Source organism: gamma proteobacterium symbiont of Scutellera amethystina, assembly GCF_059730845.1.
Genome location: NZ_AP035935.1, coordinates 2,481,898 through 2,503,821 on the forward strand (window position 1 = coordinate 2,481,898; position 21,924 = coordinate 2,503,821).

Sequence of the window (21,924 nt, forward strand, 5' to 3'; positions counted from 1 at the left end):
TGATTTGTAAGATGCGCGTCAATACTACTTGAATATTTCCGCCACGCCAATCACCGCAGTTTCGCGCTATAATGCGCCGATTGTTACCAACTGCAAAGCCCATGCGAAAAACTTCTCAACGAATTCACCAGCATAAGCGCCCTGCTGCCCCGGCGCGCCAGCCCGCGCGGCGTGACACGCGGCCAAAAGGTCCGCGTCGCGTCATACTCTTTAACAAACCTTTCGATGTTCTGCCGCAGTTCAGCGATGAGGCTGGCCGCCGCACGCTGAAAGATTTTGTGCCGGTGAGCGAGGTGTATGCCGCAGGCCGTCTCGACCGCGACAGCGAAGGGTTGATGATTCTGACCAACGATGGCGCACTGCAGGCGCAGTTGACGCAGCCGGGCAAGCGCACCGGCAAAATCTATTACGTTCAGGTGGAAGGCGTGCCGCAGGAATCAGATTTATCCCGCCTGCGCAGTGGCATCACCCTCAACGATGGTCCAACGTTGCCGGCGGGCGCAGAAGTGGTGCCCGAACCCGCATGGCTGTGGCCGCGCACCCCGCCGATTCGCGAGCGCAAAGCTATCCCCACCTGCTGGCTGAAAATCACGCTGTATGAAGGGCGCAATCGCCAGGTCCGAAGGATGACGGCGCACATTGGCTTTCCAACGTTACGCCTGATCCGTTTTGCCATGGGTGATTACCAGCTGCAGGATTTGGCACCGGGCGAATGGCGCGACATCAGCGACCGGACGTAGGTTATACATTTCGATAACGTCAGGTTAACTATTTGGGAGGAACGATGTTTAAACCTCATGTAACCGTCGCCTGTATGGTGCACGCGCAGGGCAAATTACTGGTGGTGGAAGAGCGCGTTGACGGCCGCGTTACCTTGAATCAGCCGGCCGGCCATCTTGAGGCCGATGAAACGCTGCTGGAAGCCGCGCAACGTGAGCTGTACGAAGAGAGCGGCATCAGCGCGCAGCCCGACTATTTTCTCGGCGTGCAGCAGTGGATCGCCCCGGACCATACACCTTTTGTGCGTTTTCTGTTTGGCCTCGATCTGCCCGCCACCGTGACCACCACGCCACACGACAGCGATATTGACTGCTGCTGGTGGCTGTCGCCCGCGCAGATTCTCAGCGCAGAGACGCTGCGTTCGCCGCTGGTGGCCGAAAGCGTGCGGCTGTGGCAGCAGGGGGCCCGCTATCCGCTGCAGCTGATAGCCCCGTATCAGTGGCCGTTTCATGAGGGTGCGCACAACTCTTCCGCGTGATAGAATGCGCCGCCTGTTTTTATCGTAATCAAGAGTGCGTCATGTCTGACAACAGCCAGAAAAAAGTGATCGTCGGGATGTCCGGCGGCGTCGATTCTTCCGTTTCCGCCTGGTTACTGCAGCAGCAGGGCTATCAGGTTGAAGGCCTGTTCATGAAGAACTGGGAGGAAGACGATGGCGAGGAGTATTGCACCGCCGCTGACGATCTGGCTGACGCACAGGCCGTGTGTGACAAGCTCGGCATCAAACTGCACAAAATCAATTTCGCCGCTGAGTACTGGGACAACGTGTTCGAGCACTTTCTGGAAGAGTACAAGGCCGGACGCACGCCGAACCCGGATATTCTGTGTAACAAAGAGATTAAGTTCAAAGCGTTTCTCGAATTTGCTGCAGACGATCTCGGCGCTGACTACATTGCCACCGGCCACTATGTGCGCCGTGCCGATGTCGATGGCACCAGCCAGCTGCTGCGCGGTCTCGACGGCAACAAAGATCAGAGCTATTTCCTCTACACGCTCAGCCACCAGCAGATTGCACAGAGCCTGTTCCCGGTCGGCGAACTGGAGAAGCCTGAGGTGCGCCGCATTGCCGAACAGCTCGATCTGATTACGGCGAAGAAAAAAGACTCCACCGGTATTTGCTTTATCGGCGAGCGTAAATTCCGCGACTTCCTCGGTCGTTACCTGCCGGCCCAGCCGGGCGTCATCGAAACCGTTGACGGTGAAGTGGTCGGTGAACACCAGGGGCTGATGTATCACACCCTGGGTCAGCGTAAAGGGCTGGGCATCGGCGGACGCAAAGAGAGCAATGACGATCCGTGGTATGTGGTCGACAAAGATGTCGCGCGCAATACGCTGATTGTGGCACAGGGCGGCGATCATCCGCGCCTGATGTCGGTGGGCCTGATAGCACAGCAGCTGCACTGGGTCGATCGCCAGCCAGTAACCACTGCGCTACGCTGCACGGTGAAAACCCGCTATCGTCAGAGCGACATTCCCTGCGAGATCATTCCGCACGGCGACGATCGCATTGAAGTGCGTTTCGATGAGCCGGTCGCGGCCGTCACTCCGGGCCAGTCCGCGGTATTTTACCTCGGTGACGTGTGCCTTGGTGGCGGCATTATTGAACAGCGCCTGCCGCTGACAGAGGCCTGAGTCGGCACTGCCGACGCGTCTACAGGAGTGAAGCGTGGCTAAAAACTATTATGAGATAACGCTGGCGCTGGCCGGCGTTTGCCAGGCAGCCCATCTGGTGCAGCAGCTGGCACACCAGGGGCACTGCAACAACGCGGCGCTGCAGGTGTCGCTGCGCAGCCTGCTGGATTTAAATCCAGGCTCAACGCTGGCGGTGTTTGGCAACGATGAAGCCAACCTGCGCCCCGGGCTGGAAGCGCTGATGGCGGTGCTGAACAGCGGCAGCCGGCAGGGTGCCAGCGCCGACCTGACGCGTTATACCCTGAGCCTGATGGTGCTGGAGCGTAAACTGCACGGTAACAAAACCGCGCTAAACACCCTGGCGCAGCGCATCGGCCAGCTTGATCGTCAGCTGGCGCATTACGAACTGGAATCAGACACCATCACCAGCGCCATGGCCGGCATTTACGTCGATGTGATCAGCCCGCTCGGCCCGCGCATTCAGGTGACCGGCTCACCGCAGGTGCTGCAGAATTCGCAGGTGCAGAGCAAAGTTCGCGCTGCGCTGCTGGCCGGTATCCGCGCGGCGGTGCTGTGGCAGCAGGTCGGCGGCGGTCGTCTGCAGCTGATGTTTGCGCGCCAGCGTCTGCTGCGCGAAGCGAAAACCCTTTTATCCCGGCTGGGTCAGGCGTATTAAGCGCCGCCCTGCCCTATATTGTTAACGATTCAGGAGTTGCACTGATGGAATTATCCTCTCTGACCGCCGTCTCACCTGTCGATGGTCGTTACGGCGATAAAGTCAGCCCGCTGCGTGCGATTTTCAGCGAGTTCGGTTTGCTGAAATTCCGCGTTGAGGTTGAAGTTCGCTGGTTACAGAAACTGGCCGCGACCGCAGAGATCAAGGAAGTTCCTGCATTTGATGCCGACGCAAACGCTTTCCTTGATGCTATTGTCGCCGGTTTCAGCGAAGAAGATGCGGCGCGCATCAAAACCATTGAACGCACCACCAACCATGACGTGAAAGCCGTCGAATACTTTCTGAAAGAGAAAGTAGCCAACGTGCCGGCGCTGCACGCGGTGTCTGAGTTTATCCATTTCGCCTGCACCTCCGAAGATATCAATAACCTGTCACACGCGCTGATGCTGGAAACCGCACGCCGCGACGTGATCGTGCCGTTCTGGAACCAGATCATTACCGCCGTGAAGGGCCTGGCGCAGGAGTATCGCGACATTCCGCTGCTGTCGCGCACCCACGGTCAGCCGGCAACGCCGTCCACCATGGGCAAAGAGATGGCCAACGTGGCCTACCGCATGGAACGCCAGCTGCGTCAGCTGAGCAAGGTGGAAGTGCTGGGCAAAATCAACGGCGCGGTGGGTAACTACAATGCGCATATCGCCGCGTATCCGGAAGTGGACTGGCATCAGCTGAGCGAGCAGTTTGTGACCTCGCTGGGTATCAGCTGGAACCCGTACACCACGCAGATCGAGCCGCATGACTACATCGCCGAGCTGTTTGACTGCATCGCGCGCTTCAATACCATCCTGATTGATTTTGACCGCGACATCTGGGGTTACATCGCCCTGAACCATTTCAAACAGAAAACCATTGCTGGCGAAATTGGCTCTTCAACCATGCCGCACAAGGTTAACCCTATCGACTTCGAAAACTCCGAAGGGAATCTGGGGCTGGCCAATGCGGTGATGCAGCACCTGGCCAGCAAACTGCCGGTTTCACGCTGGCAGCGCGATCTGACCGATTCTACCGTGCTGCGTAACCTCGGCGTCGGCGTCGGCTACGCATTGATCGCCTATCAGGCCACGCTCAAAGGTATCTCCAAGCTGGAAGTGAACCGCGATCGCCTGCTGGACGAGCTGGATCACAACTGGGAAGTCCTGGCAGAGCCGATCCAGACCGTGATGCGCCGCTACGGCATTGAAAAGCCGTACGAGAAGCTGAAAGAGCTGACGCGCGGCAAGCGCGTGGACGCAGCCGGTATGCAGGCGTTTATCGACAGCCTGGAGCTGCCGGAAGCAGAGAAAGTGCGCCTGAAGCAGATGACGCCAGCCAACTACCTCGGCCGCGCGATTCAGATGGTTGATGACCTGAAGTAATTCCTTGCTCTGAAAACTCAGGCTATGGCAAGTTGGTGTTACCTCAGTCACGCACGTCACGTGGTGGCTGAGGTTCCCCTGCCAGTGCATCACAGCGGAGTGTTAATCTGCGGTTTAGCTGGCGTAGCGTATACTTTTCGCCATCATCACTGAGTTGAAGGTAAGGAAATTCTATGCGTGTTCTGGTTGTGGAAGATAATGCCCTGCTGCGCCATCACCTCGCAGTCCAGTTACGTGACATGGGTCATCAGGTGGATGCCGCCGAAGACGCCAAAGAAGCCGACTATTTCCTGCAGGAACACATTCCCGATATCGCGCTGGTCGATCTCGGCCTGCCCGACGAAGACGGCATGTCGCTGATTCGCCGCTGGCGTGGCGATGCCATTCGTCAGCCGATTCTGGTGCTGACCGCGCGCGAAGGCTGGCAGGCGAAAGTTGAAGCGCTGGAAGCGGGTGCCGATGACTACGTGACCAAGCCGTTCCACATTGAAGAGGTCGCCGCCCGCTTACAGGCGCTGATGCGTCGCAACAGCGGACACGCCTCGCAAATTATCTCCATGCCGCCGTTCCAGGTTGACCTGTCGCGCCGCGAGCTTACGGTGAACGACGCGCCGGTCAAGCTGACCGCGTTTGAGTACACCATTGTTGAAACACTGATCCGCAATGCCGGTAAAGTGGTCAGCAAAGACTCGCTGATGCTGCAGCTGTATCCCGATGCGGAACTGCGCGAAAGCCACACCATTGATGTACTGATGGGCCGGCTGCGTAAAAAAATTCTCGCGCTGCACCCGACCGAAGTGATCAACACCGTGCGTGGCCAGGGATACCGCTTTGATCTCTGATTTATGAAGCTGCTCCGCCGTCAGCGCCCTTTCTCCTTGCGCGCGCGTTTCCTGCTGGCGACGGCGGCGATCGTGCTGTTTTTGTCGCTGTCGTATGGCATGGTGGCGGTCATTGGCTATGTCGTCAGCTTTGATAAAAATACCTATCGCGTGATGCGCGGCGAGAGCAATTTGTTTTTCACCCTCGCGCAGTGGAAAGACAACAAGCTCACCATCGCCCAGCCGGAACGCATGACGCTCAATTTCCCGACGCTGGTATTCATCTATGACGAGCGCGGTAAGCTGCTGTGGCAGCAGCGCGACGTGCCGGAAATCCGCAAAAACATTCGCCGCGACTGGCTGATGAAGCCAGACTTTTACGAGATCGATACCAGCAATCGTACCAGTATGGCGGCGATGGGTAACAATCCGCAGGCACAGCAGCGACTGCACGCGCTGGACAGTGACAGCAACGACACCTTCACCCACTCGGTGGCGGTCAACCGCTACGACGCGACCACCAATCTCCCGGCGCTGACCATTGTGGTGGTGGACTCGATCCCGCAGGAGCTGCAGCACTCAGACGTGGTGTGGTCGTGGTTTAGCTATGTGCTGGCGGCCAATCTGCTGCTGGTGATTCCGCTGCTGTGGCTGGCGGCACACTGGAGCCTGCGTCCGATTGGCCACCTGACTTCGCAGGTGCGCGAGCTGGAAACCGGTCACCGGGAAAATCTCGACGACAACCCGCCGCAGGAGCTGCGCAGCCTGGTGCGCAATCTCAATCTGTTGCTCACCAACGAACGGCAGCGCTACACGCGCTATCGCACCACGCTGTCGGATTTGACGCACAGCCTGAAAACGCCGCTGGCGGTGCTGCAAAGTACGCTGCGCTCGCTGCGCGGTGGCAAAGAGCTGACCATCGAACAGGCTGAGCCGGTCATGCTCGAGCAGATCAGCCGCATCTCGCAGCAGATTGGCTATTACCTGCATCGCGCCAGCATGCAGGCGGATCACAACCCGCTACAGCGCGATCTGCATTCGGTCTCGGCCCTGCTGGATAGCCTGTGTTCCGCGCTCAATAAGGTGTATCAGCGCAAGGGCGTTGAGATCACGCTGGATATTTCGCCGGAGCTGACCTTTATCGGCGATCAAAATGACTTTATGGAAGTGTTGGGCAACGTGCTGGATAACGCCTGCAAATACTGCCTCGAATTTATTGAGGTCAGCGCGCGCCAGACGGAAAACGCGCTGCATCTGTTCATTGACGACGACGGCCCCGGCATTCCCGAAAGCAAGCGCGATCTGATTTTTGTGCGCGGCCAGCGTGCCGATACGCTGCGTCCCGGTCAGGGACTGGGACTGGCGGTAGTGCGCGATATTCTCGAGCAGTATGCCGGTCAGGTAATCGCCACGACCAGCCCGCTCGGCGGCGCCCGCATGGAGGTGATTTTTCAGCGGCAGGAAGTTGAACATCACCGTGAGTAGAACCGGGCGCGGGCTGTTATACTTGGCAGCAATTATGGCCCTAACCGGAATCCTCGCATGGACTATCAGCTCGACATCAACTGGCCCGACTTTATTCAGCGCTACTGGCAAAAACGCCCGGTGGTGCTAAAACGGGGTTTCAAAAACTTCATTGATCCGATTTCTCCGGATGAGCTGGCCGGTCTGGCAATGGAAAACGAGGTGGACAGCCGCCTCGTCAGCCACAACAACGGCAAATGGCAGGTCAGCCATGGTCCGTTTGAAAGCTACGATCATTTGGGTGAAAGCAACTGGACGCTGCTGGTACAGGCAGTGAACCACTGGCATGAACCTTCTGCTGCGCTGATGCGCCCGTTCCGCTTTCTGCCCGACTGGCGTATCGACGACCTGATGATCTCGTTCGCTGTGCCCGGCGGCGGCGTTGGCCCGCACTTTGATCAATACGATGTGTTTATTATTCAGGGCACTGGCCGCCGTCGCTGGCGCGTGGGCGAAAAAGTGCCGATGAAACAGCACTGCCCGCATCCGGACCTGCTGCAGGTTGAACCGTTCGACGCCATCATCGATGAAGAGCTGGAACCGGGCGACATCCTGTATATTCCACCGGGTTTTCCGCACGAAGGCTATTCGCTGGAGAACGCGCTCAACTATTCAGTCGGCTTCCGCGCGCCTAACGGACGCGAGCTGATCAGCGGCTTTGCGGATTACATGCTGGCGCATGAGCTGGGCAGCTACCGCTTCAGCGATCCGGATGTGCCAGCGCGCGATTGTCCTTCGCAGATTCTGCCGTCGGAAGTGGAAGGGATCCGCAAAGTGATGCTGGATGTGATTAATCAGCCGGAGCAGTTTAACCAGTGGTTTGGCGAATTTATTTCCCAGTCGCGTCACGAGCTGGATGTGGCTCCGCCGGAACCGCCGTATCAGCCGGATGAGATTTATGACGCGCTGCAGCAGGGTGATGCGCTGACGCGCCTCGGCGGCCTGCGCGTGCTGACGCTGGGCGACGCGGTGTACGTCAACGGTGAGCGCGTTGAGTGCGCGCATCCGTCGGTACTGGCTGCGCTGGCACACAAACACGTATTGACGCTGGAAGATTTCGGCGATGCGCTGGATGACCCTTCGCTGCTGGCTCAGCTGGCGGCACTGGTGAACAGCGGGTACTGGTTTTTTGCTGATTGAGTTGATCAGATCCTCTGCGCCCGTTTCCCTCACCCCGGCCCTCTCCCGCCCGCGGGAGAGGGAGAAAACCGCGCGACGATTGCAGTAAGGCGCAGGCCATAAGATGCGTAAGAAAACATGGGCATAAACAGGAGTTAAGGCAATAAACAAAGCCTTATTCCCGCTCGATCGGTCCCCTCTCCCGTGGCGGGAGAGGGTTAGGGTGAGGGCAAGCCCCTCTCCGCCCTACTTCTTCTCCGCCGCGAGCGCGGCCAGGCGCACAATCACCTCAACCGACTTCGCCATCACATTCAGCGACGCAAACTCATGCTTGCCGTGATAGTTGTAGCCGCCGGTAAACAGATTCGGACACGGCAGTCCTTTCCATGACAGCGCCGATCCGTCCGTGCCGCCGCGAATTGGCTTCACGTTCGGTTCGATACCGCAGTCGCGCATCGCCTGCAGCGCCAGTTCAATGATGTGCGGATGCGGTTCCACCTTCTCCCGCATATTGCGATAGCTGTCGCTGATCTCCACCTTGATGGAGCACTCAGCCTGCAGACCTTTACTGACGCGGCGGCCAATCTCCTGCAGCAGCTGCTTACGCTGTTCGTAGCTGTCGGCATCAAAATCACGAATCAGGTACATCAGCTCGGCGTGCTCTACCGATCCCTTAATAGTGTGCAGGTGGAAAAAGCCTTCGTAGCCGTCGGTAAACTGCGGCTTCTCTTTGGCAGGCAGTTCGGCGTGGAAACGCATCGCCAGGTCCAGCGCGTTCACCATCACGTTTTTCGCACTGCCGGGATGCACATTGTTACCGGTGATTTTGACCAGCGCCGTCGCGGCATTAAAGTTCTCGAACTCAAACTCGCCGAGATCGCTGCCGTCAACCGTATAAGCCCAGTCAGCCGCAAACCCCTCAACGTCGAAGTGCGACGTGCCGCGACCGATCTCTTCATCCGGAGTAAAGGCCACGCGAATGGCGCCGTGCGGCACATCCCCTTTGGCCAGCTCGGCCATCGCCGTCATGATCTCAGCGATACCGGCTTTATCATCAGCGCCCAGCAGCGTTTTACCGTCGGTGGTGATCAGCGTATGCCCGGTCAGCTTGTGCAGCACCGGGAACATCACCGGCGAGAGCACTTCATCCCCGTTGCCCAGCGCGATGTCACCGCCACGATAGTTTTCAATGATCTGCGGATTGACATTTTTCGCGGTGAAATCCGGCGAGGTATCCATGTGGGAAATAAAACCGATCACCGGCGTCGGCCAGTCGACGTTTGCCGGCAGAGTGCCCATCACACAGCAATGATCGCTTAAGGTGACGTCCACAAAACCCAGCGCAATAAGCTCTTCCTGTAACTGACGCGCCAGCGTCCACTGCCCTTCGCTGCTCGGCACCTGCCGCGCCTGAGGTTTTGCCTGGGTTTCTACTGCCACATAACTGAGAAAACGCTCAAGTAATTGATCCATCTGTCATCCCTCTTAAGAACCTGCATTATTATCATGGGGCCTGATTATCGCCATGTTGCGTCAAATCATTATCCTTCAGGTTAGCCCTCTCAGCCCAATCGTGCGCTGAAATTCGCCCTGCCAGCCACCCGTCCGGCTGGCCCGATGAGCATACTCCAGCAATTTGCAGACTTTTCAAGGTTATTCCGTGTCTGAACATGGCAATGGCGCATTTTTCAGGTATTATCGCGCCCTTCATCACGGCAAGCTGTCGCCGGCGGCTATGCTGTAACCTGATTCTCATCAGACTGAGTGACTAAAATGACGCAAACACGCGCGCAGCAGGCGCTGGTTACGCTTTCTGGCATCAGTAAAGCTTTCGATGGCAAAACCATCATCCCGGATTTCGACCTGACCATCGGTCATGGCGAATTTATCACCCTGCTTGGCCCCTCCGGCTGCGGTAAGACCACGATTCTGCGCCTGATCGCCGGGCTGGAAAACGCCGACAGCGGACGTATCCATCTGGATGAGAGCGACATCACTGAAACGCCCGCCGAGCATCGCCATATCAATACCGTGTTTCAGAGTTACGCGCTGTTTCCGCACATGTCGGTGTTTGAAAACGTCGCGTTTGGCCTGCGCATGCAGAAAACCCCGGCGGCAGAGCTGACGCAGCGCGTCAACGAGGCGCTGGCGATGGTGCAGCTGGAAAGCTTTGCCGCGCGCCGGCCGCACCAGCTCTCCGGCGGCCAGCAGCAGCGCGTGGCGATTGCGCGCGCGGTGGTCAACCGGCCCAAAGTGCTGCTGCTTGATGAGTCGCTCTCCGCGCTGGATTACAAACTGCGCCGCCAGATGCAAAACGAGCTGAAAGCGCTGCAGCGCAAGCTGGGCATCACGTTTGTGTTTGTCACGCACGATCAGGAAGAAGCGCTGACCATGTCCGACCGCATCGTGGTGATGCGCGACGGGCGCATTGAGCAGGACGGCACGCCGCGCGAGATCTACGAAGAGCCCGCGAACCTGTTTGTGGCGCGCTTCATTGGCGAAATCAACGTGTTTGATGCGGAAGTGATCGGCAGCGCGCAAGCGCCGCAGGTACGCGCTCGCGTCGAAGGCCGCGAGTGTGATATTCACTGCCCGTTCCCAGTCAAACCTGGCGATCGGCTGCATGTGCTGCTGCGACCGGAAGATTTGCGCGTTGAGGAGATCGATCACGACAGCCGCAGCGAAAACCTGATCGGCTATGTGCGCGAACGCAACTATAAAGGCATGACGCTGGAATCTACCGTCGAACTGGAGAACGGCAAGCTGCTCACCGTCAGCGAGTTCTTTAATGAGGACGATCCGGATTTTGACCACTCGCTGAACCAGAAAATGGCGGTCAGCTGGGTGCCAAACTGGGAGGTGGTGCTGCCGTATGAAACGGATGCGTAATCGTCTGCAGAAAGCCATTGTGGCGCTGATCGTCGGCTGGCTGACGCTGTTCGTGTTGCTGCCGAATCTGATGATCTTCGTCACCAGTTTTCTGACGCGCGACGACGCGCACTTTGTCAGTATGGTGTTCACCCTGAACAACTACGGCCGGCTCCTCGATCCGCTGTATGCCGACGTGCTGCTGCACTCACTCAACATGGCCTGCATCGCCACGCTGTGCTGCCTGCTGCTCGGCTACCCTTTTGCCTGGTGCCTGACCAGACTGCCGGCGCGTCTGCGTCCGCTGATGCTGTTTCTGCTGATTGTGCCGTTCTGGACCAACTCTCTGATCCGCATTTATGGTCTGAAAATTTTTCTCAGCACGCGTGGCTGGCTCAATGAATTTCTGCTGTGGCTCGGCATCATCGACAAGCCGTTTCGCATCATGTTTACCCCGGAAGCGGTGATCCTCGGGCTGATCTATATTCTGCTGCCATTTATGGTGCTGCCGCTCTACTCCAGCCTTGAGAAGCTGGACAAATCCTGCCTGGAAGCGGCGCGCGATCTTGGCGCCAGCAGGCTACAGACTTTCATCCGTATCATTTTGCCGCTGACCCTACCCGGTATCGTTGCCGGCGCGCTACTGGTATTTATCCCGGCGATGGGGTTGTTCTACGTAGCGGATTTAATGGGCGGGGCAAAGAACCTGTTGATCGGTAACGTAATCAAAAGCCAGTTCCTCAATATTCGTGACTGGCCGTTCGGCGCCGCCACCAGCATTGTCATGACGCTGCTGATGGGGCTGATGCTGCTGGTTTACTGGCGCGCAGCGCGTCTGCTGAATCACAAGGCGGCGTTGCAATGATGGCGCGCGGATTACGCCACGGCTTCATGGCCGTGATTTATGCCTGGTTCTACATTCCGATCATCATCCTGATCGTTAACTCCTTCAATGCCTCGCGCTTCGGCATCAACTGGCAGGGCTTCAGCACCCAGTGGTATCGCCTGCTGGTCAATAACGACAGCCTGATTCAGGCGGCGCAGCATTCGCTGATCATGGGCGTGCTGTCGGCCAGCTGCGCGACGCTGATCGGCTCGCTCACCGCCGTGGCGCTGTACCGCTACCGTTTTCGCGGCAAGCCGTTTGTCAGCGGTATGCTATTTGTGGTGATGATGTCGCCGGATATCGTGATGGCGATTTCGCTACTGGTGCTGTTTATGCTGCTGGGGATTTCGCTCGGCTTCTGGTCGCTGCTGTTTTCCCATATCACCTTCTGCCTGCCGTTTGTGGTGATTACCGTCTATTCGCGCCTGAAAGGCTTTGACGTGCGCATGCTGGAGGCGGCAAAAGATCTCGGTGCCAGCGAAGTGACTATTCTGAGTAAGATTTTGCTGCCGCTGGCGCTACCGGCAGTGGCCGCGGGCTGGCTGCTGAGTTTCACCCTGTCGATGGATGATGTGGTGGTGTCGTCATTTGTCACCGGTCCCGGCTTCGAAATTTTGCCGCTGAAAATTTATTCCATGGTGAAAGTGGGCGTGTCGCCGGAGGTGAACGCGCTGGCTACCATTTTGATGCTGCTGTCGCTGCTGCTGGTGGCAGCCAGTCAGCTGTTGCTGCGTGATAAAACCAAATAGAGGATAACCGATGAAAAAGTGGTCTCACTGGCTGGCGGCTGGGGCGCTGGCACTGGGTATGCAAAGCGCTCAGGCGGATGACAACAACACGCTTTACTTCTATAACTGGACCGAATATGTGCCGCCCGGGCTGCTGGAGCAGTTCACCAAAGAGACCGGCATCAAAGTGATTTATTCCACCTATGAATCCAATGAAAGCATGTACGCCAAGCTGAAAACCTGGAAAGCAGGCGCTTACGATCTGGTGGTGCCGTCGACCTACTTCATCGCCAAAATGCGCAACGAGGGCATGCTGCAGAAGATCGACAAGTCACAGCTGAGCAACTTCCGCAACCTCGATCCTGACCTGCTGAACAAGCCGTTTGATCCGAACAACGACTATTCCATTCCCTATATCTGGGGCGCAACGGCGATTGGCGTGAATACCGACGAGGTGGATCCAAAAACCCTGACCCAATGGGCCGATCTGTGGAAACCTCAGTATAAGCAGAGCCTGCTGCTGACCGATGATGCGCGTGAAGTGTTCCAGATGGCGCTGCGCAAGCTCGGCTACTCCGGTAATACGCAGGATCCAAAACAGATTGAAGCCGCCTATGAAGAGCTGAAAAAGCTGATGCCGAACGTGCTGGCGTTCAACTCGGATAATCCCGGTAATCCGTTTATGGAAGGCGAAGTCAACGTCGGCATGATCTGGAATGGCTCCGCCTGGGTGGCGCGCCAGGCTGGCACGCCGCTGCAGATTATCTGGCCGAAAGAGGGCGGGATTTTCTGGATGGATAACCTGGCGATCCCGGCGAATGCGAAAAATAAAGCGGGCGCGCTGAAGCTGATTAACTTCCTGCTGCGCCCGGATGTGGCGGCTAAAGTGGCGGAAACCATCGGTTATCCGACGCCCAACCTGGCGGCAAGAAAGCTGCTGCCGCCCGACGTGGCCAGCGATCCGTCACTCTATCCGCCGGCTGAAGTGATCAAAAACGGCGAGTGGCAGAACGATGTCGGTGCCGCAAGCGTGCAGTACGAAACGCTGTTCCAGAAGCTGAAAGCGGGACGGTGAGGTTCTGAGGTGGGAGGTTGTGCGGCCTGGCCCTCACCCTGCTCTCTCCCAGAGGGAGAGGGTTCATTCGTGCCGGGTTTAGCTGAGTTTCAGTCGGGCGCGTTTTTCCCCTTCTCCCGCCGGGAGAAGGCCGGGATGAGGGGAAACGCGCAGTATGCTGACTATTTATACAAGCCGCGCAAAAAAGTATGCACGAATTCGGGCACCACTTCGCTGGCTAAGCCGTAATGTGCTTCAGCGAATTCGTTACCGACCTGACTGGGGGCCAGATTCAGCTCCACGGTGTGCGCCCCCTGCAGTTTCGCTTCATGTACAAATCCTGCCGCCGGGTAGACGTGGCCTGAGGTACCGATGGCAATGAACAGATCGGCCTGTTCCAGCGCCTGATAAATCTCCTCCATGCCGAGCGGCATTTCACCAAACCACACCACGTGCGGACGCAGCCGCGACGGGAACTGGCAGCAGGTACAGCGATCGTCCGGACAGACGTCCTCCGTCCACGCCAGCACCTGACCGCTGTGCTCACAGCGCACTTTCAGTAACTCACCGTGCATATGCAGCACGCGCTGGCTGCCGGCGCGCTCGTGCAGGTTATCGATATTCTGCGTAACCAGCAGGAAATTATCGCCCAGCACCTGCTCCAGTTCAGCCAGCGCTTTGTGCGCCGCGTTAGGCTGGATTTCTGGCTGCTGCAGCTGACGCCGGCGCGCATTGTAGAACCCCTGCACCAGCGCCGGATCGCGGCGAAAGCCTTCGGGCGTCGCCACATCTTCCACGCGATGCTCTTCCCACAGGCCATCTTCCGCGCGGAAGGTGCGAATGCCGGATTCTGCCGAAATTCCGGCACCGGTCAGCACCACCACGTGCGGCTGCGGATGGGCGGCAAGTTCGACCTGACGATCGCGCTCAAAGATGCGCTGGCGAAAGCGCTGATGCACTTTGCGGCGGTTCTTTTTGTAGCGGGCGAGTCGAAGGCGGCGGCGCGGTTGGCGCATAAAGGCTCCTTAATCTGCGGCGCTGAACGCCGCGCTGCGGGTGTTTTCCGGGTTACTCAGACCCGATAATAGCGGCTGGGTATGACGGCTGCATGCCGCAGACGCTGAAAATGTGCGCAGCCGCGAAGGCGGCTGCGTGTTTTGTCTTTACTGACCGCTCAGCACGCGGGCAGGATCGATGCGGCTGGCGCGCCGCGCCGGATACCAGCTGGCAATCAGGCTCAGGCCAATCGCCGTCGCCAGCACGATGGCCACATCCAGCCAGTGCAGCTCAGACGGCAGAAAGTCGATAAAGTAGATATCGCCCGCCAGCAGCTGATGCCCGGTAAAGTGCTCCACTACGCGCATCACCGGCGTCAGATTGAGCGCCACCAGCACGCCGACCACCACACCGCTGACGCTGCCCAGCAGCCCGGCCAGCAGGCCATACCAGATAAAGATGGCACGAATCAGGCCGTCTTTGGCGCCCAGCGTGCGCAGCACGGCGATATCGCTGCTCTTGTCCTTCACCGCCATCACCAGCGTCGACACGATATTAAAGCAGGCCACGCCAATCACCAGCACCATCGCCAGATACATAATGGCGCGAATCATCTGGATATCACGATACATGTAGCCGTAAGTGCCAATCCAGCTGCGGATGGTGACATAGGAGTGGGTGGCTTCGCCGGCATCGCGCACCAGCTTCTGTGCCTGGAACGGATCGCTCATCTTCAGCGCAATGCCGCTGACGCTGTCGCCCAAATCCAGATATTTTTGCGCATCGGCCAGCGGCACCAGCGCCAGACTGTGATCCAGCATGCCGCTCAGCTGCAGAATACCGCTCACCTGCAGACGAATGCGTTTTGGCTGCAGCAGTTTGTTCTCGCCATCATTATTCGGGATCATGATAGTGATCCAGTCGCCCTGCTTCACGTTGAGCGATTTGGCGATGCCGCCGCCCAGAATGATCTGCTGCCTGCCGGCGCTGAACTGCGACCAGGCATCGCCGCTGACAAAACGCGGCAGCGCGCTGAGGCGCGGCTCCTGCTGCGGATCAACGCCCTTCACCTGCAGCGCCTGCAGCTTCGCACCGCTCTCAATCAATCCGGTAAAGTTAACGTAAGGCGCCGCTGCGGCGATGCCCGGCACCTGTTCGATGGGCGCAATCATCGGCTGCCAGTTGCGAAAGGGCTGGTTAACCGCCTCAATTTCGCCGTGCGGCACCACGGCCAGAATACGGTTGTTGAGCTCCCGCTCGAAACCGTTCATCGCGCTTAGCCCGATGATCAGCACCGCCACGCCAAGCGCAATACCGATGGTCGAGATAATGGAGATCAGCGACACCATGCCGCCGCGCCGCCGGCCGCGGCTGAAGCGCAGCCCGAGCAGCAGGGATAAAGAGGACGCCATCAGATCGCTCCCAGCGTCAGGTGATCGCTCAGCTGGCCGTCGCGCATTTCCATCTGCCGACTCAGGCGCTTCGCCAGGTTGAGGTCATGCGTCACCACCAGAAACGCGGTGCCCTGCTGCACGTTGAGCTCGCCGAGCAGTTCAAAAATGGCGTCAGCGTTGCGCGCATCGAGGTTACCGGTGGGCTCATCGGCCATCACCAGCCGCGGCCGGTTCACCAGCGCCCTGGCAATCGCCACGCGCTGACGTTCACCGCCCGACAGCTCAGAAGGCCGGTGCGCCGCGCGCTTTTCCAGGCCTACCGCCGCAAGCATCTCGCGTGCGCGCGCTTCCGCTTCGGCTTTGCCGGTTTTGCCAATCAACAGCGGCATCGCTACGTTCTCCAGCGCGCTGAAGTCCGGCAGCAAATGGTGAAACTGATAAATGAAGCCGAGTTCCCGGTTGCGCAGCTCTGCTTTGGCCGCCGACGACATGGCGTTGAGCGATTTCCCGTCAAACACCACGTCACCGGAGGTCGGTGCATCCAGCCCGCCCAGCAGGTGCAGTAAGGTACTTTTGCCGGAGCCGGAGCTGCCGACGATGGCCGTCAGTTCGCCCGGCTGCAGGCTAAAAGCCACATTGCGCAGCACATCGGTCTGCACGCTGCCTTCCTGATAGCGTTTGCACAGGTCACGACACTGCAACAAAGGGGTATTACTCATAACGTAAAGCCTCAGCGGGTTGAACGGCGGCAGCGCGCCATGACGGATAGAGGGTAGAGAGCAGCGCCACGGCCATCGAGACCAGCGCAATGGTGATCACCTGCCAGACATTGATATCCACCGGCAGCGCCGCGCCATCAAGGAACAGGCCGATCACCGGCATTAAATTGTTGAGCTGGCTGGCCAGCAGCACGCCCAGCAGCGTACCGAGCAGCGCACCGATAATACCGGCGCTGGCGCCCTGCACCATAAATACCGCGACGATTTGCCGCCGCGTTAAGCCCTGGGTTTGCAGGATCGCCACTTCCGCCTGCTTCTCCATGATCAGCAGACCCAGCGAGGTAATGATATTGAAGGCGGCCACGGCAATGATCAGGCTGAGCAGCAGCCCCATCATGTTTTTCTCCATGCGCACCGCCTGGAACAGGTCGCCCTTGCGTTCGCGCCAGTCTTTCCATGTCAGCCCCTGCGGCAGCGGCTGCTGGCTCAGCGCATCGACATTCAGCGGCTTATCCAGCCACAGGCGCCAGCCGGTAATGTTGCCGAGCGGATAGCGCATCACGCGCGAGGCATCCTGCTGGTTCACCAGAATCTGATAGCCATCGACTTCGCTATTGGCTGCGTAGGTACCGGCAACGGTAAAGATGCGCTGGCTCGGCACGCGCCCCACTGGGGTAAACTGACTGACCGATGGCACCATCAGGCGCAGCTGATCGCCGCGCTTCACGCCCAGCTGCGAGGCCAGCAGTTCACCGAGAATGACCTTATACTGGCCCGGCTGCAGCACGCTCTGCTGGGTGTTGACCAGATAAGGCGTCAGCGGATCCGGTTCGTCAGGATTGATGCCCAGCATCACGCCCACCGACACGTTGCGCGCACTCTGCAACACCACATCGGCGGTGGTCAGCGGTGCGATCCGCGTCACGCCCTGCAGTTTGAGATCCTGCGCGCGCATCTGCTGCGGATTGATGCTGCCGGTGTCGCTGGTCACCAGCGCCTGCGGCATCAGGCCGAGAATGTTGCCTTCCAGCTCGCGCTCAAAGCCGTTCATTACCGACAGCACCGTCACCAGTGCCAGCACGCCGAGCGTGATACCAATAGTCGAGAGCCAGGAGACGAAACGACCGAAACGGTCTGAAGCACGTCCACGCATGTAGCGCAAACCGATGAATAACGCGACTGGTTGATACATGAGATCCGTCTTGGCCGTTGCCCAAAATTAAGTAGAGCGATGATAAAGGAGCCGTCTGCTTTATGAAACCTCTAACCCGCTGAGTCAGTTGCAAAGTTGCGTCAAAATGCGTCCTGCTGCGCGACAATGCACAAAATTACGACAAAATAGTGACGCTATTAGTACGATTATTCGTCAGCAGGTGGGTTAGACTTAGCTTGCAGTACCGGTTTTCGCATCACAGTAAGCGCAGTACGGAGGTTCTTACCATGAGCAGGTTTCCTAAAGGCAGTATCGTTAAACATAAATCTGGCGAGATCAAAGGCGAAGTGGTCAATGTCTTTGAGCAGGGAGACGCGCTAACCGGTTATTATGTGAAGTGGGACGATGGCAACAACAGCTACCATGTCGAGCGCGAGCTGTCATGGGCCAATGTGGATCGTCCACGCATGCACTACACACAGCAATCCAGTAAATAACGTGACGCGGCCACGTCGCCATCAATGACGACCTGGCAACTGGCCATACTGGCGGCCCTTCAGGGTACCGCTGAGGTAAGGTGCGCATTCATGCACCCTGACATAAACTCAGAAAGGAGAGATGATCCTCACGGCGGAATGTGGAATGATGACGCCCTGGAAACTGAGGAGAGAATGTCGGACCTTATGTCGGAACAGCGTCGTTATACCCTGCCTGCTAAAGCAGGCGACCATCGTCAGCTCGGTCAGCTGGTCGGCGCCGCGCAGGCGGTTGAGTGTGCCAGCATCACCGAACGCCACAGCGGTCCGGTGTTAATGATCACCCCGGATATGCAATCGGCCCTGCGGCTGCAGGAGGAGATCAGGCAATTTACCGATCTGCCGGTCACCAATCTTGCTGACTGGGAAACACTGCCCTACGACAGCTTCTCGCCCCATCAGGACATTATTTCCGCCCGTCTTTCTACCCTGTACCAGTTGCCCACCCTGACGCGCGGCATGCTGATTCTGCCGGTCAATACGCTGATGCAGCGCGTTTGCCCGCACAGCTTCCTGCACGGCCATGCGCTGGTGATGCAGCAGGGCCAGAAACTGTCGCGCGATGCCCTGCGCGACCAGCTGGAGCAGGCCGGTTATCGCCATGTCGATCAGGTGATGGAGCATGGCGAGTACGCGACGCGCGGCGCGCTGCTAGACCTGTTCCCGATGGGCAGCGATCAGCCTTACCGCATCGATTTCTTTGATGATGAGATCGATAGTCTGCGCCTGTTTGACGTCGACTCACAGCGCACGCTGGAGGCGGTGAGCGCCATCAACCTGCTGCCGGCGCATGAATTTCCCACCGACAAAGCGGCCATTGAGCTGTTCCGCAGCCGCTGGCGTGAAACCTTCGACGTGCGGCGCGAACCTGAGCACGTCTATCAGCAGGTGAGCAAAGGCACGCTGCCGGCCGGAATTGAGTACTGGCAGCCGCTGTTTTTCGAGCAGGAACTGCCTACCCTGTTTAGCTATCTGCCCGCCAGCACGCTAGTGCTGAACAGCGGCGATCTGCACGCCAGCGCTGAGCGTTTCTGGCAGGATGCTAACGCACGCTATGAAAATCGCCGCATCGATCCTATGCGCCCGCTGCTGGAGCCAGCCACGCTGTGGCTGCGCCCGGATGCGCTGCTCAGCGAGCTGAAAAACTGGCCGCGCATGCAGCTCAGCGCGGAGACGCTGCCGGAGAAAGCCGCGAACAGTAATCTGGGCTATCAGCCATTGCCGGAGCTGACGGTGCAGGCGCAGGCCAAAGCGCCGCTCGATCTGCTGCGCCAGTTCCTCGAGCAGTTTACCGGTCAGGTGATTTTCTCAGTAGAAAGCGAAGGTCGCCGCGAGAGCCTGCAGGAGCTGCTGTCCCGCATCAAACTGCGCCCGCAGCCGATCGATCGCTTCGAGCAGGCTGATGAGCAGCCGTACAGCCTGATGATTGGTGCCAGCGAGCGCGGTTTTATCGACACCCAGCGCCAGCGCGCGCTGATTTGCGAAAGCGATCTGCTGGGTGAGCGCGTCAGCCGCCGCCGTCAGGACAATCGCCGCACCATCAATCCGGACGTACTGATTCGCAACCTGGCCGAGCTGCATCCGGGGCAGCCGGTGGTGCATCTTGAACACGGCGTGGGGCGCTACATCGGCCTGACCACGCTGGAAGCCGGCGGTATCGTGGCTGAGTATCTGATGCTCTCCTATGCCGGCGATGCCAAACTTTACGTCCCGGTGTCATCGCTGCATCTGATCAGCCGTTACGCCGGCGGCGCCGATGAAAATGCGCCGCTGCACAAACTGGGCAGCGATGCCTGGTCACGTGCGCGCCAGAAAGCGGCGGAGAAAGTGCGCGACGTGGCCGCTGAGCTGCTGGATATCTATGCCCAGCGCGCGGCCAAGGCCGGCTTTGCCTTTAAGCACGACCGCGAGCAGTATCAGCTGTTCTGCGAAGGTTTTCCGTTTGAAACCACGCCGGATCAGGCGCAGGCAATTAACGCCGTGCTCAGCGATATGTGCCAGCCGCTGGCCATGGACCGCCTGGTGTGCGGCGATGTTGGCTTTGGTAAAACCGAAGTGGCGATGCGCGCTGCCTTCCTTGCGGTGGAGAACGGCAAACAGGTGGCGGTGCTGGTGCCAACCACCCTGCTGGCGCAGCAGCATTACGACAACTTCCGCGACCGCTTCGCCAACTGGCCGGTGCGCATTGAGATGCTGTCGCGCTTCCGCAGCGCCAAAGAGCAGGCGCAGGTGCTGGAGCAGGCCAGCGAGGGCAAAATTGATATTCTGATCGGCACCCACAAGCTGCTGATGAGCGATCTGAAGTGGCGCGATCTCGGTTTGCTGATCGTCGATGAAGAGCACCGTTTCGGCGTGCGTCACAAAGAGCGCATCAAAGCGATGCGCGCTGACGTCGATATTCTGACGCTCACCGCAACGCCGATTCCGCGTACTCTGAACATGGCGATGAGCGGCATGCGCGATCTGTCGATTATCGCCACGCCACCGGCGCGCCGTCTGGCGGTGAAAACCTTCGTGCGCGAGTATGACAGCCTGGTGGTGCGCGAAGCGATCCTGCGTGAAGTGCTGCGCGGCGGCCAGGTTTACTATCTCTACAACGACGTCGAGAACATCGAGAAAGCGGCACAGCGGCTGGCCGAGCTGGTGCCGGAAGCGCGCATCGCCATCGGCCACGGTCAGATGCGCGAGCGCGATCTGGAACGGGTGATGAACGATTTCCACCACCAGCGTTTCAACGTGCTGGTGTGCACCACCATCATCGAAACCGGGATCGATGTGCCGAGCGCCAATACCATCATCATTGAGCGCGCCGATCATTTCGGTCTGGCGCAGCTGCATCAGCTGCGTGGCCGCGTCGGCCGTTCGCACCATCAGGCTTATGCCTGGCTGCTGACGCCGCACCCGAAAGCGATGACCACCGATGCCCAGAAGCGACTGGAAGCGATTGCCTCGCTGGAGGATCTGGGCGCTGGCTTTGCGCTGGCGACGCACGATCTGGAGATTCGCGGTGCCGGTGAACTGCTGGGTGAAGATCAGAGCGGTCAGATGGAGACCATCGGTTTCACGCTCTACATGGAGCTGCTGGAAAACGCGGTGGATGCACTCAAGGCCGGACGTGAGCCGTCGCTGGAAGATCTCACCAGCAATCAGACCGAGATTGAGCTGCGCATGCCTGCCCTGCTGCCAGATGATTTTATTCCGGACGTCAATACGCGCCTGTCGCTGTATAAACGCATCGCCAGTGCGGCCGATGAACAGGAGCTGGCCGAGCTGAAAATTGAGATGATTGACCGCTTCGGCAAGCTGCCCGACGCCGCGCGCAACCTGCTGGACATCGCCGCGCTGCGCCTGGTGGCGCGTCAGCTGGGGCTGCGTAAAATCGAAGCCAGCGAAAAAGGCGGCTTCTTTGAGTTCGCGCCGCAGAATCAGGTCGATCCCGGCTGGCTGATCGGCTTGCTGCAGAAAGATGCGAAGCAGTGGAAGCTGGATGGCCCGACGCGACTGAAATTCACCCGCGATCTGAGCGAACGCAAAACGCGCATGGAATGGGTGCAGAATTTCGTCGCCGAGCTGGCGAAGAACCGGGTTTAAGGAGCGAGCTCGCAAACTTAGCGGAAACAATT

At 58.8% G+C, this 21,924-nt stretch carries 19 protein-coding genes; 14 read left to right on the forward strand and 5 right to left on the reverse strand.

The annotated features are described in order from the left end of the window. Positions 1–71 precede the first annotated feature (71 nt). The 8 genes from rluE to AC6I79_RS11635 all read left to right on the forward strand — a co-directional run bounded on the left by rluE (position 72) and on the right by AC6I79_RS11635 (position 7,988). Entirely contained in the window at positions 72–740 is a 669-nt protein-coding gene (gene rluE, locus AC6I79_RS11600; RefSeq protein WP_072208614.1) for a 23S rRNA pseudouridine(2457) synthase RluE, read from the forward strand. Positions 741–784: 44 nt separating this feature from the next. Then, positions 785–1,258 carry an NUDIX domain-containing protein gene (locus tag AC6I79_RS11605; protein WP_498027298.1) on the forward strand — a complete coding sequence of 158 codons (474 nt, stop codon included), beginning with the start codon at positions 785–787 and terminating at the stop codon, positions 1,256–1,258. Between the two features lie 41 nt (positions 1,259–1,299). Next, on the forward strand, positions 1,300–2,412 hold the full coding sequence (mnmA, locus tag AC6I79_RS11610; protein ID WP_159378258.1) for a tRNA 2-thiouridine(34) synthase MnmA: 1,113 nt from the start codon (positions 1,300–1,302) through the stop codon (positions 2,410–2,412). 34 nt (positions 2,413–2,446) lie between these two features. Beyond that, positions 2,447–3,088 (forward strand): high frequency lysogenization protein HflD, encoded by a 642-nt coding sequence (hflD, locus tag AC6I79_RS11615; RefSeq protein ID WP_159378259.1) that lies wholly within the window; start codon positions 2,447–2,449, stop codon positions 3,086–3,088. Positions 3,089–3,132: 44 nt separating this feature from the next. Beyond that, positions 3,133–4,503, forward strand: coding sequence for an adenylosuccinate lyase (gene purB / locus AC6I79_RS11620; RefSeq protein ID WP_088517708.1), 1,371 nt, complete (start codon positions 3,133–3,135; stop codon positions 4,501–4,503). Positions 4,504–4,676: 173 nt separating this feature from the next. Continuing rightward, positions 4,677–5,345 (forward strand): two-component system response regulator PhoP, encoded by a 669-nt coding sequence (gene phoP / locus AC6I79_RS11625; protein WP_010617222.1) that lies wholly within the window; start codon positions 4,677–4,679, stop codon positions 5,343–5,345. A 3-nt stretch (positions 5,346–5,348) separates the two neighbouring features. After that, on the forward strand, positions 5,349–6,809 hold the full coding sequence (gene phoQ, locus AC6I79_RS11630; protein WP_021506378.1) for a two-component system sensor histidine kinase PhoQ: 1,461 nt from the start codon (positions 5,349–5,351) through the stop codon (positions 6,807–6,809). Between the two features lie 57 nt (positions 6,810–6,866). Then, positions 6,867–7,988 carry a ribosomal protein uL16 3-hydroxylase gene (locus AC6I79_RS11635; RefSeq protein ID WP_498027299.1) on the forward strand — a complete coding sequence of 374 codons (1,122 nt, stop codon included), beginning with the start codon at positions 6,867–6,869 and terminating at the stop codon, positions 7,986–7,988. A 225-nt stretch (positions 7,989–8,213) separates the two neighbouring features. Here AC6I79_RS11635 and pepT read toward each other — a convergent pair whose 3' ends face one another. Beyond that, a complete protein-coding gene (pepT, locus tag AC6I79_RS11640; RefSeq protein ID WP_021506380.1) occupies positions 8,214–9,440 on the reverse strand; it encodes a peptidase T in 1,227 nt (408 codons plus the stop codon). A gap of 300 nt (positions 9,441–9,740) precedes the next feature. On the opposite strand from pepT, the gene potA reads away from it, so the two are divergent. From potA to potD, 4 genes are read left to right on the forward strand one after another with little or no spacing between them, the layout of a single operon-like run. Beyond that, entirely contained in the window at positions 9,741–10,856 is a 1,116-nt protein-coding gene (gene potA, locus AC6I79_RS11645; RefSeq protein ID WP_159378261.1) for a spermidine/putrescine ABC transporter ATP-binding protein PotA, read from the forward strand. After that, a complete protein-coding gene (potB, locus tag AC6I79_RS11650; RefSeq protein WP_153010212.1) occupies positions 10,849–11,700 on the forward strand; it encodes a spermidine/putrescine ABC transporter permease PotB in 852 nt (283 codons plus the stop codon). Before potA ends, potB begins: the two co-directional genes overlap by 8 nt. After that, positions 11,697–12,470: a spermidine/putrescine ABC transporter permease PotC gene (gene potC, locus AC6I79_RS11655; protein ID WP_159378262.1), complete on the forward strand. Its 774-nt coding sequence runs from the start codon at positions 11,697–11,699 to the stop codon at positions 12,468–12,470. The genes potB and potC overlap by 4 nt, the downstream gene beginning before the upstream one ends. A gap of 10 nt (positions 12,471–12,480) precedes the next feature. After that, positions 12,481–13,524, forward strand: a complete 1,044-nt coding sequence (gene potD, locus AC6I79_RS11660) for a spermidine/putrescine ABC transporter substrate-binding protein PotD (RefSeq protein ID WP_159378263.1) — start codon at positions 12,481–12,483, stop codon at positions 13,522–13,524. Between the two features lie 161 nt (positions 13,525–13,685). Here potD and cobB read toward each other — a convergent pair whose 3' ends face one another. From cobB to lolC, 4 genes are all read right to left on the reverse strand, one after another. Then, on the reverse strand, positions 13,686–14,519 hold the full coding sequence (gene cobB, locus AC6I79_RS11665) for a Sir2 family NAD+-dependent deacetylase (protein ID WP_159378264.1): 834 nt from the start codon (positions 14,517–14,519) through the stop codon (positions 13,686–13,688). A gap of 147 nt (positions 14,520–14,666) precedes the next feature. Further along, a complete protein-coding gene (lolE, locus tag AC6I79_RS11670; RefSeq protein WP_059010426.1) occupies positions 14,667–15,911 on the reverse strand; it encodes a lipoprotein-releasing ABC transporter permease subunit LolE in 1,245 nt (414 codons plus the stop codon). Continuing rightward, positions 15,911–16,612: a lipoprotein-releasing ABC transporter ATP-binding protein LolD gene (gene lolD, locus AC6I79_RS11675; protein ID WP_021506386.1), complete on the reverse strand. Its 702-nt coding sequence runs from the start codon at positions 16,610–16,612 to the stop codon at positions 15,911–15,913. Before lolD ends, lolE begins: the two co-directional genes overlap by 1 nt. After that, on the reverse strand, positions 16,605–17,804 hold the full coding sequence (lolC, locus tag AC6I79_RS11680) for a lipoprotein-releasing ABC transporter permease subunit LolC (RefSeq protein ID WP_021506387.1): 1,200 nt from the start codon (positions 17,802–17,804) through the stop codon (positions 16,605–16,607). Before lolC ends, lolD begins: the two co-directional genes overlap by 8 nt. Before the next feature lie 248 nt (positions 17,805–18,052). On the opposite strand from lolC, the gene AC6I79_RS11685 reads away from it, so the two are divergent. After that, positions 18,053–18,262, forward strand: a complete 210-nt coding sequence (locus AC6I79_RS11685) for a hypothetical protein (protein WP_021506388.1) — start codon at positions 18,053–18,055, stop codon at positions 18,260–18,262. Positions 18,263–18,448: 186 nt separating this feature from the next. Next, positions 18,449–21,892, forward strand: a complete 3,444-nt coding sequence (gene mfd, locus AC6I79_RS11690; RefSeq protein ID WP_021506389.1) for a transcription-repair coupling factor — start codon at positions 18,449–18,451, stop codon at positions 21,890–21,892. Positions 21,893–21,924 lie beyond the last annotated feature (32 nt).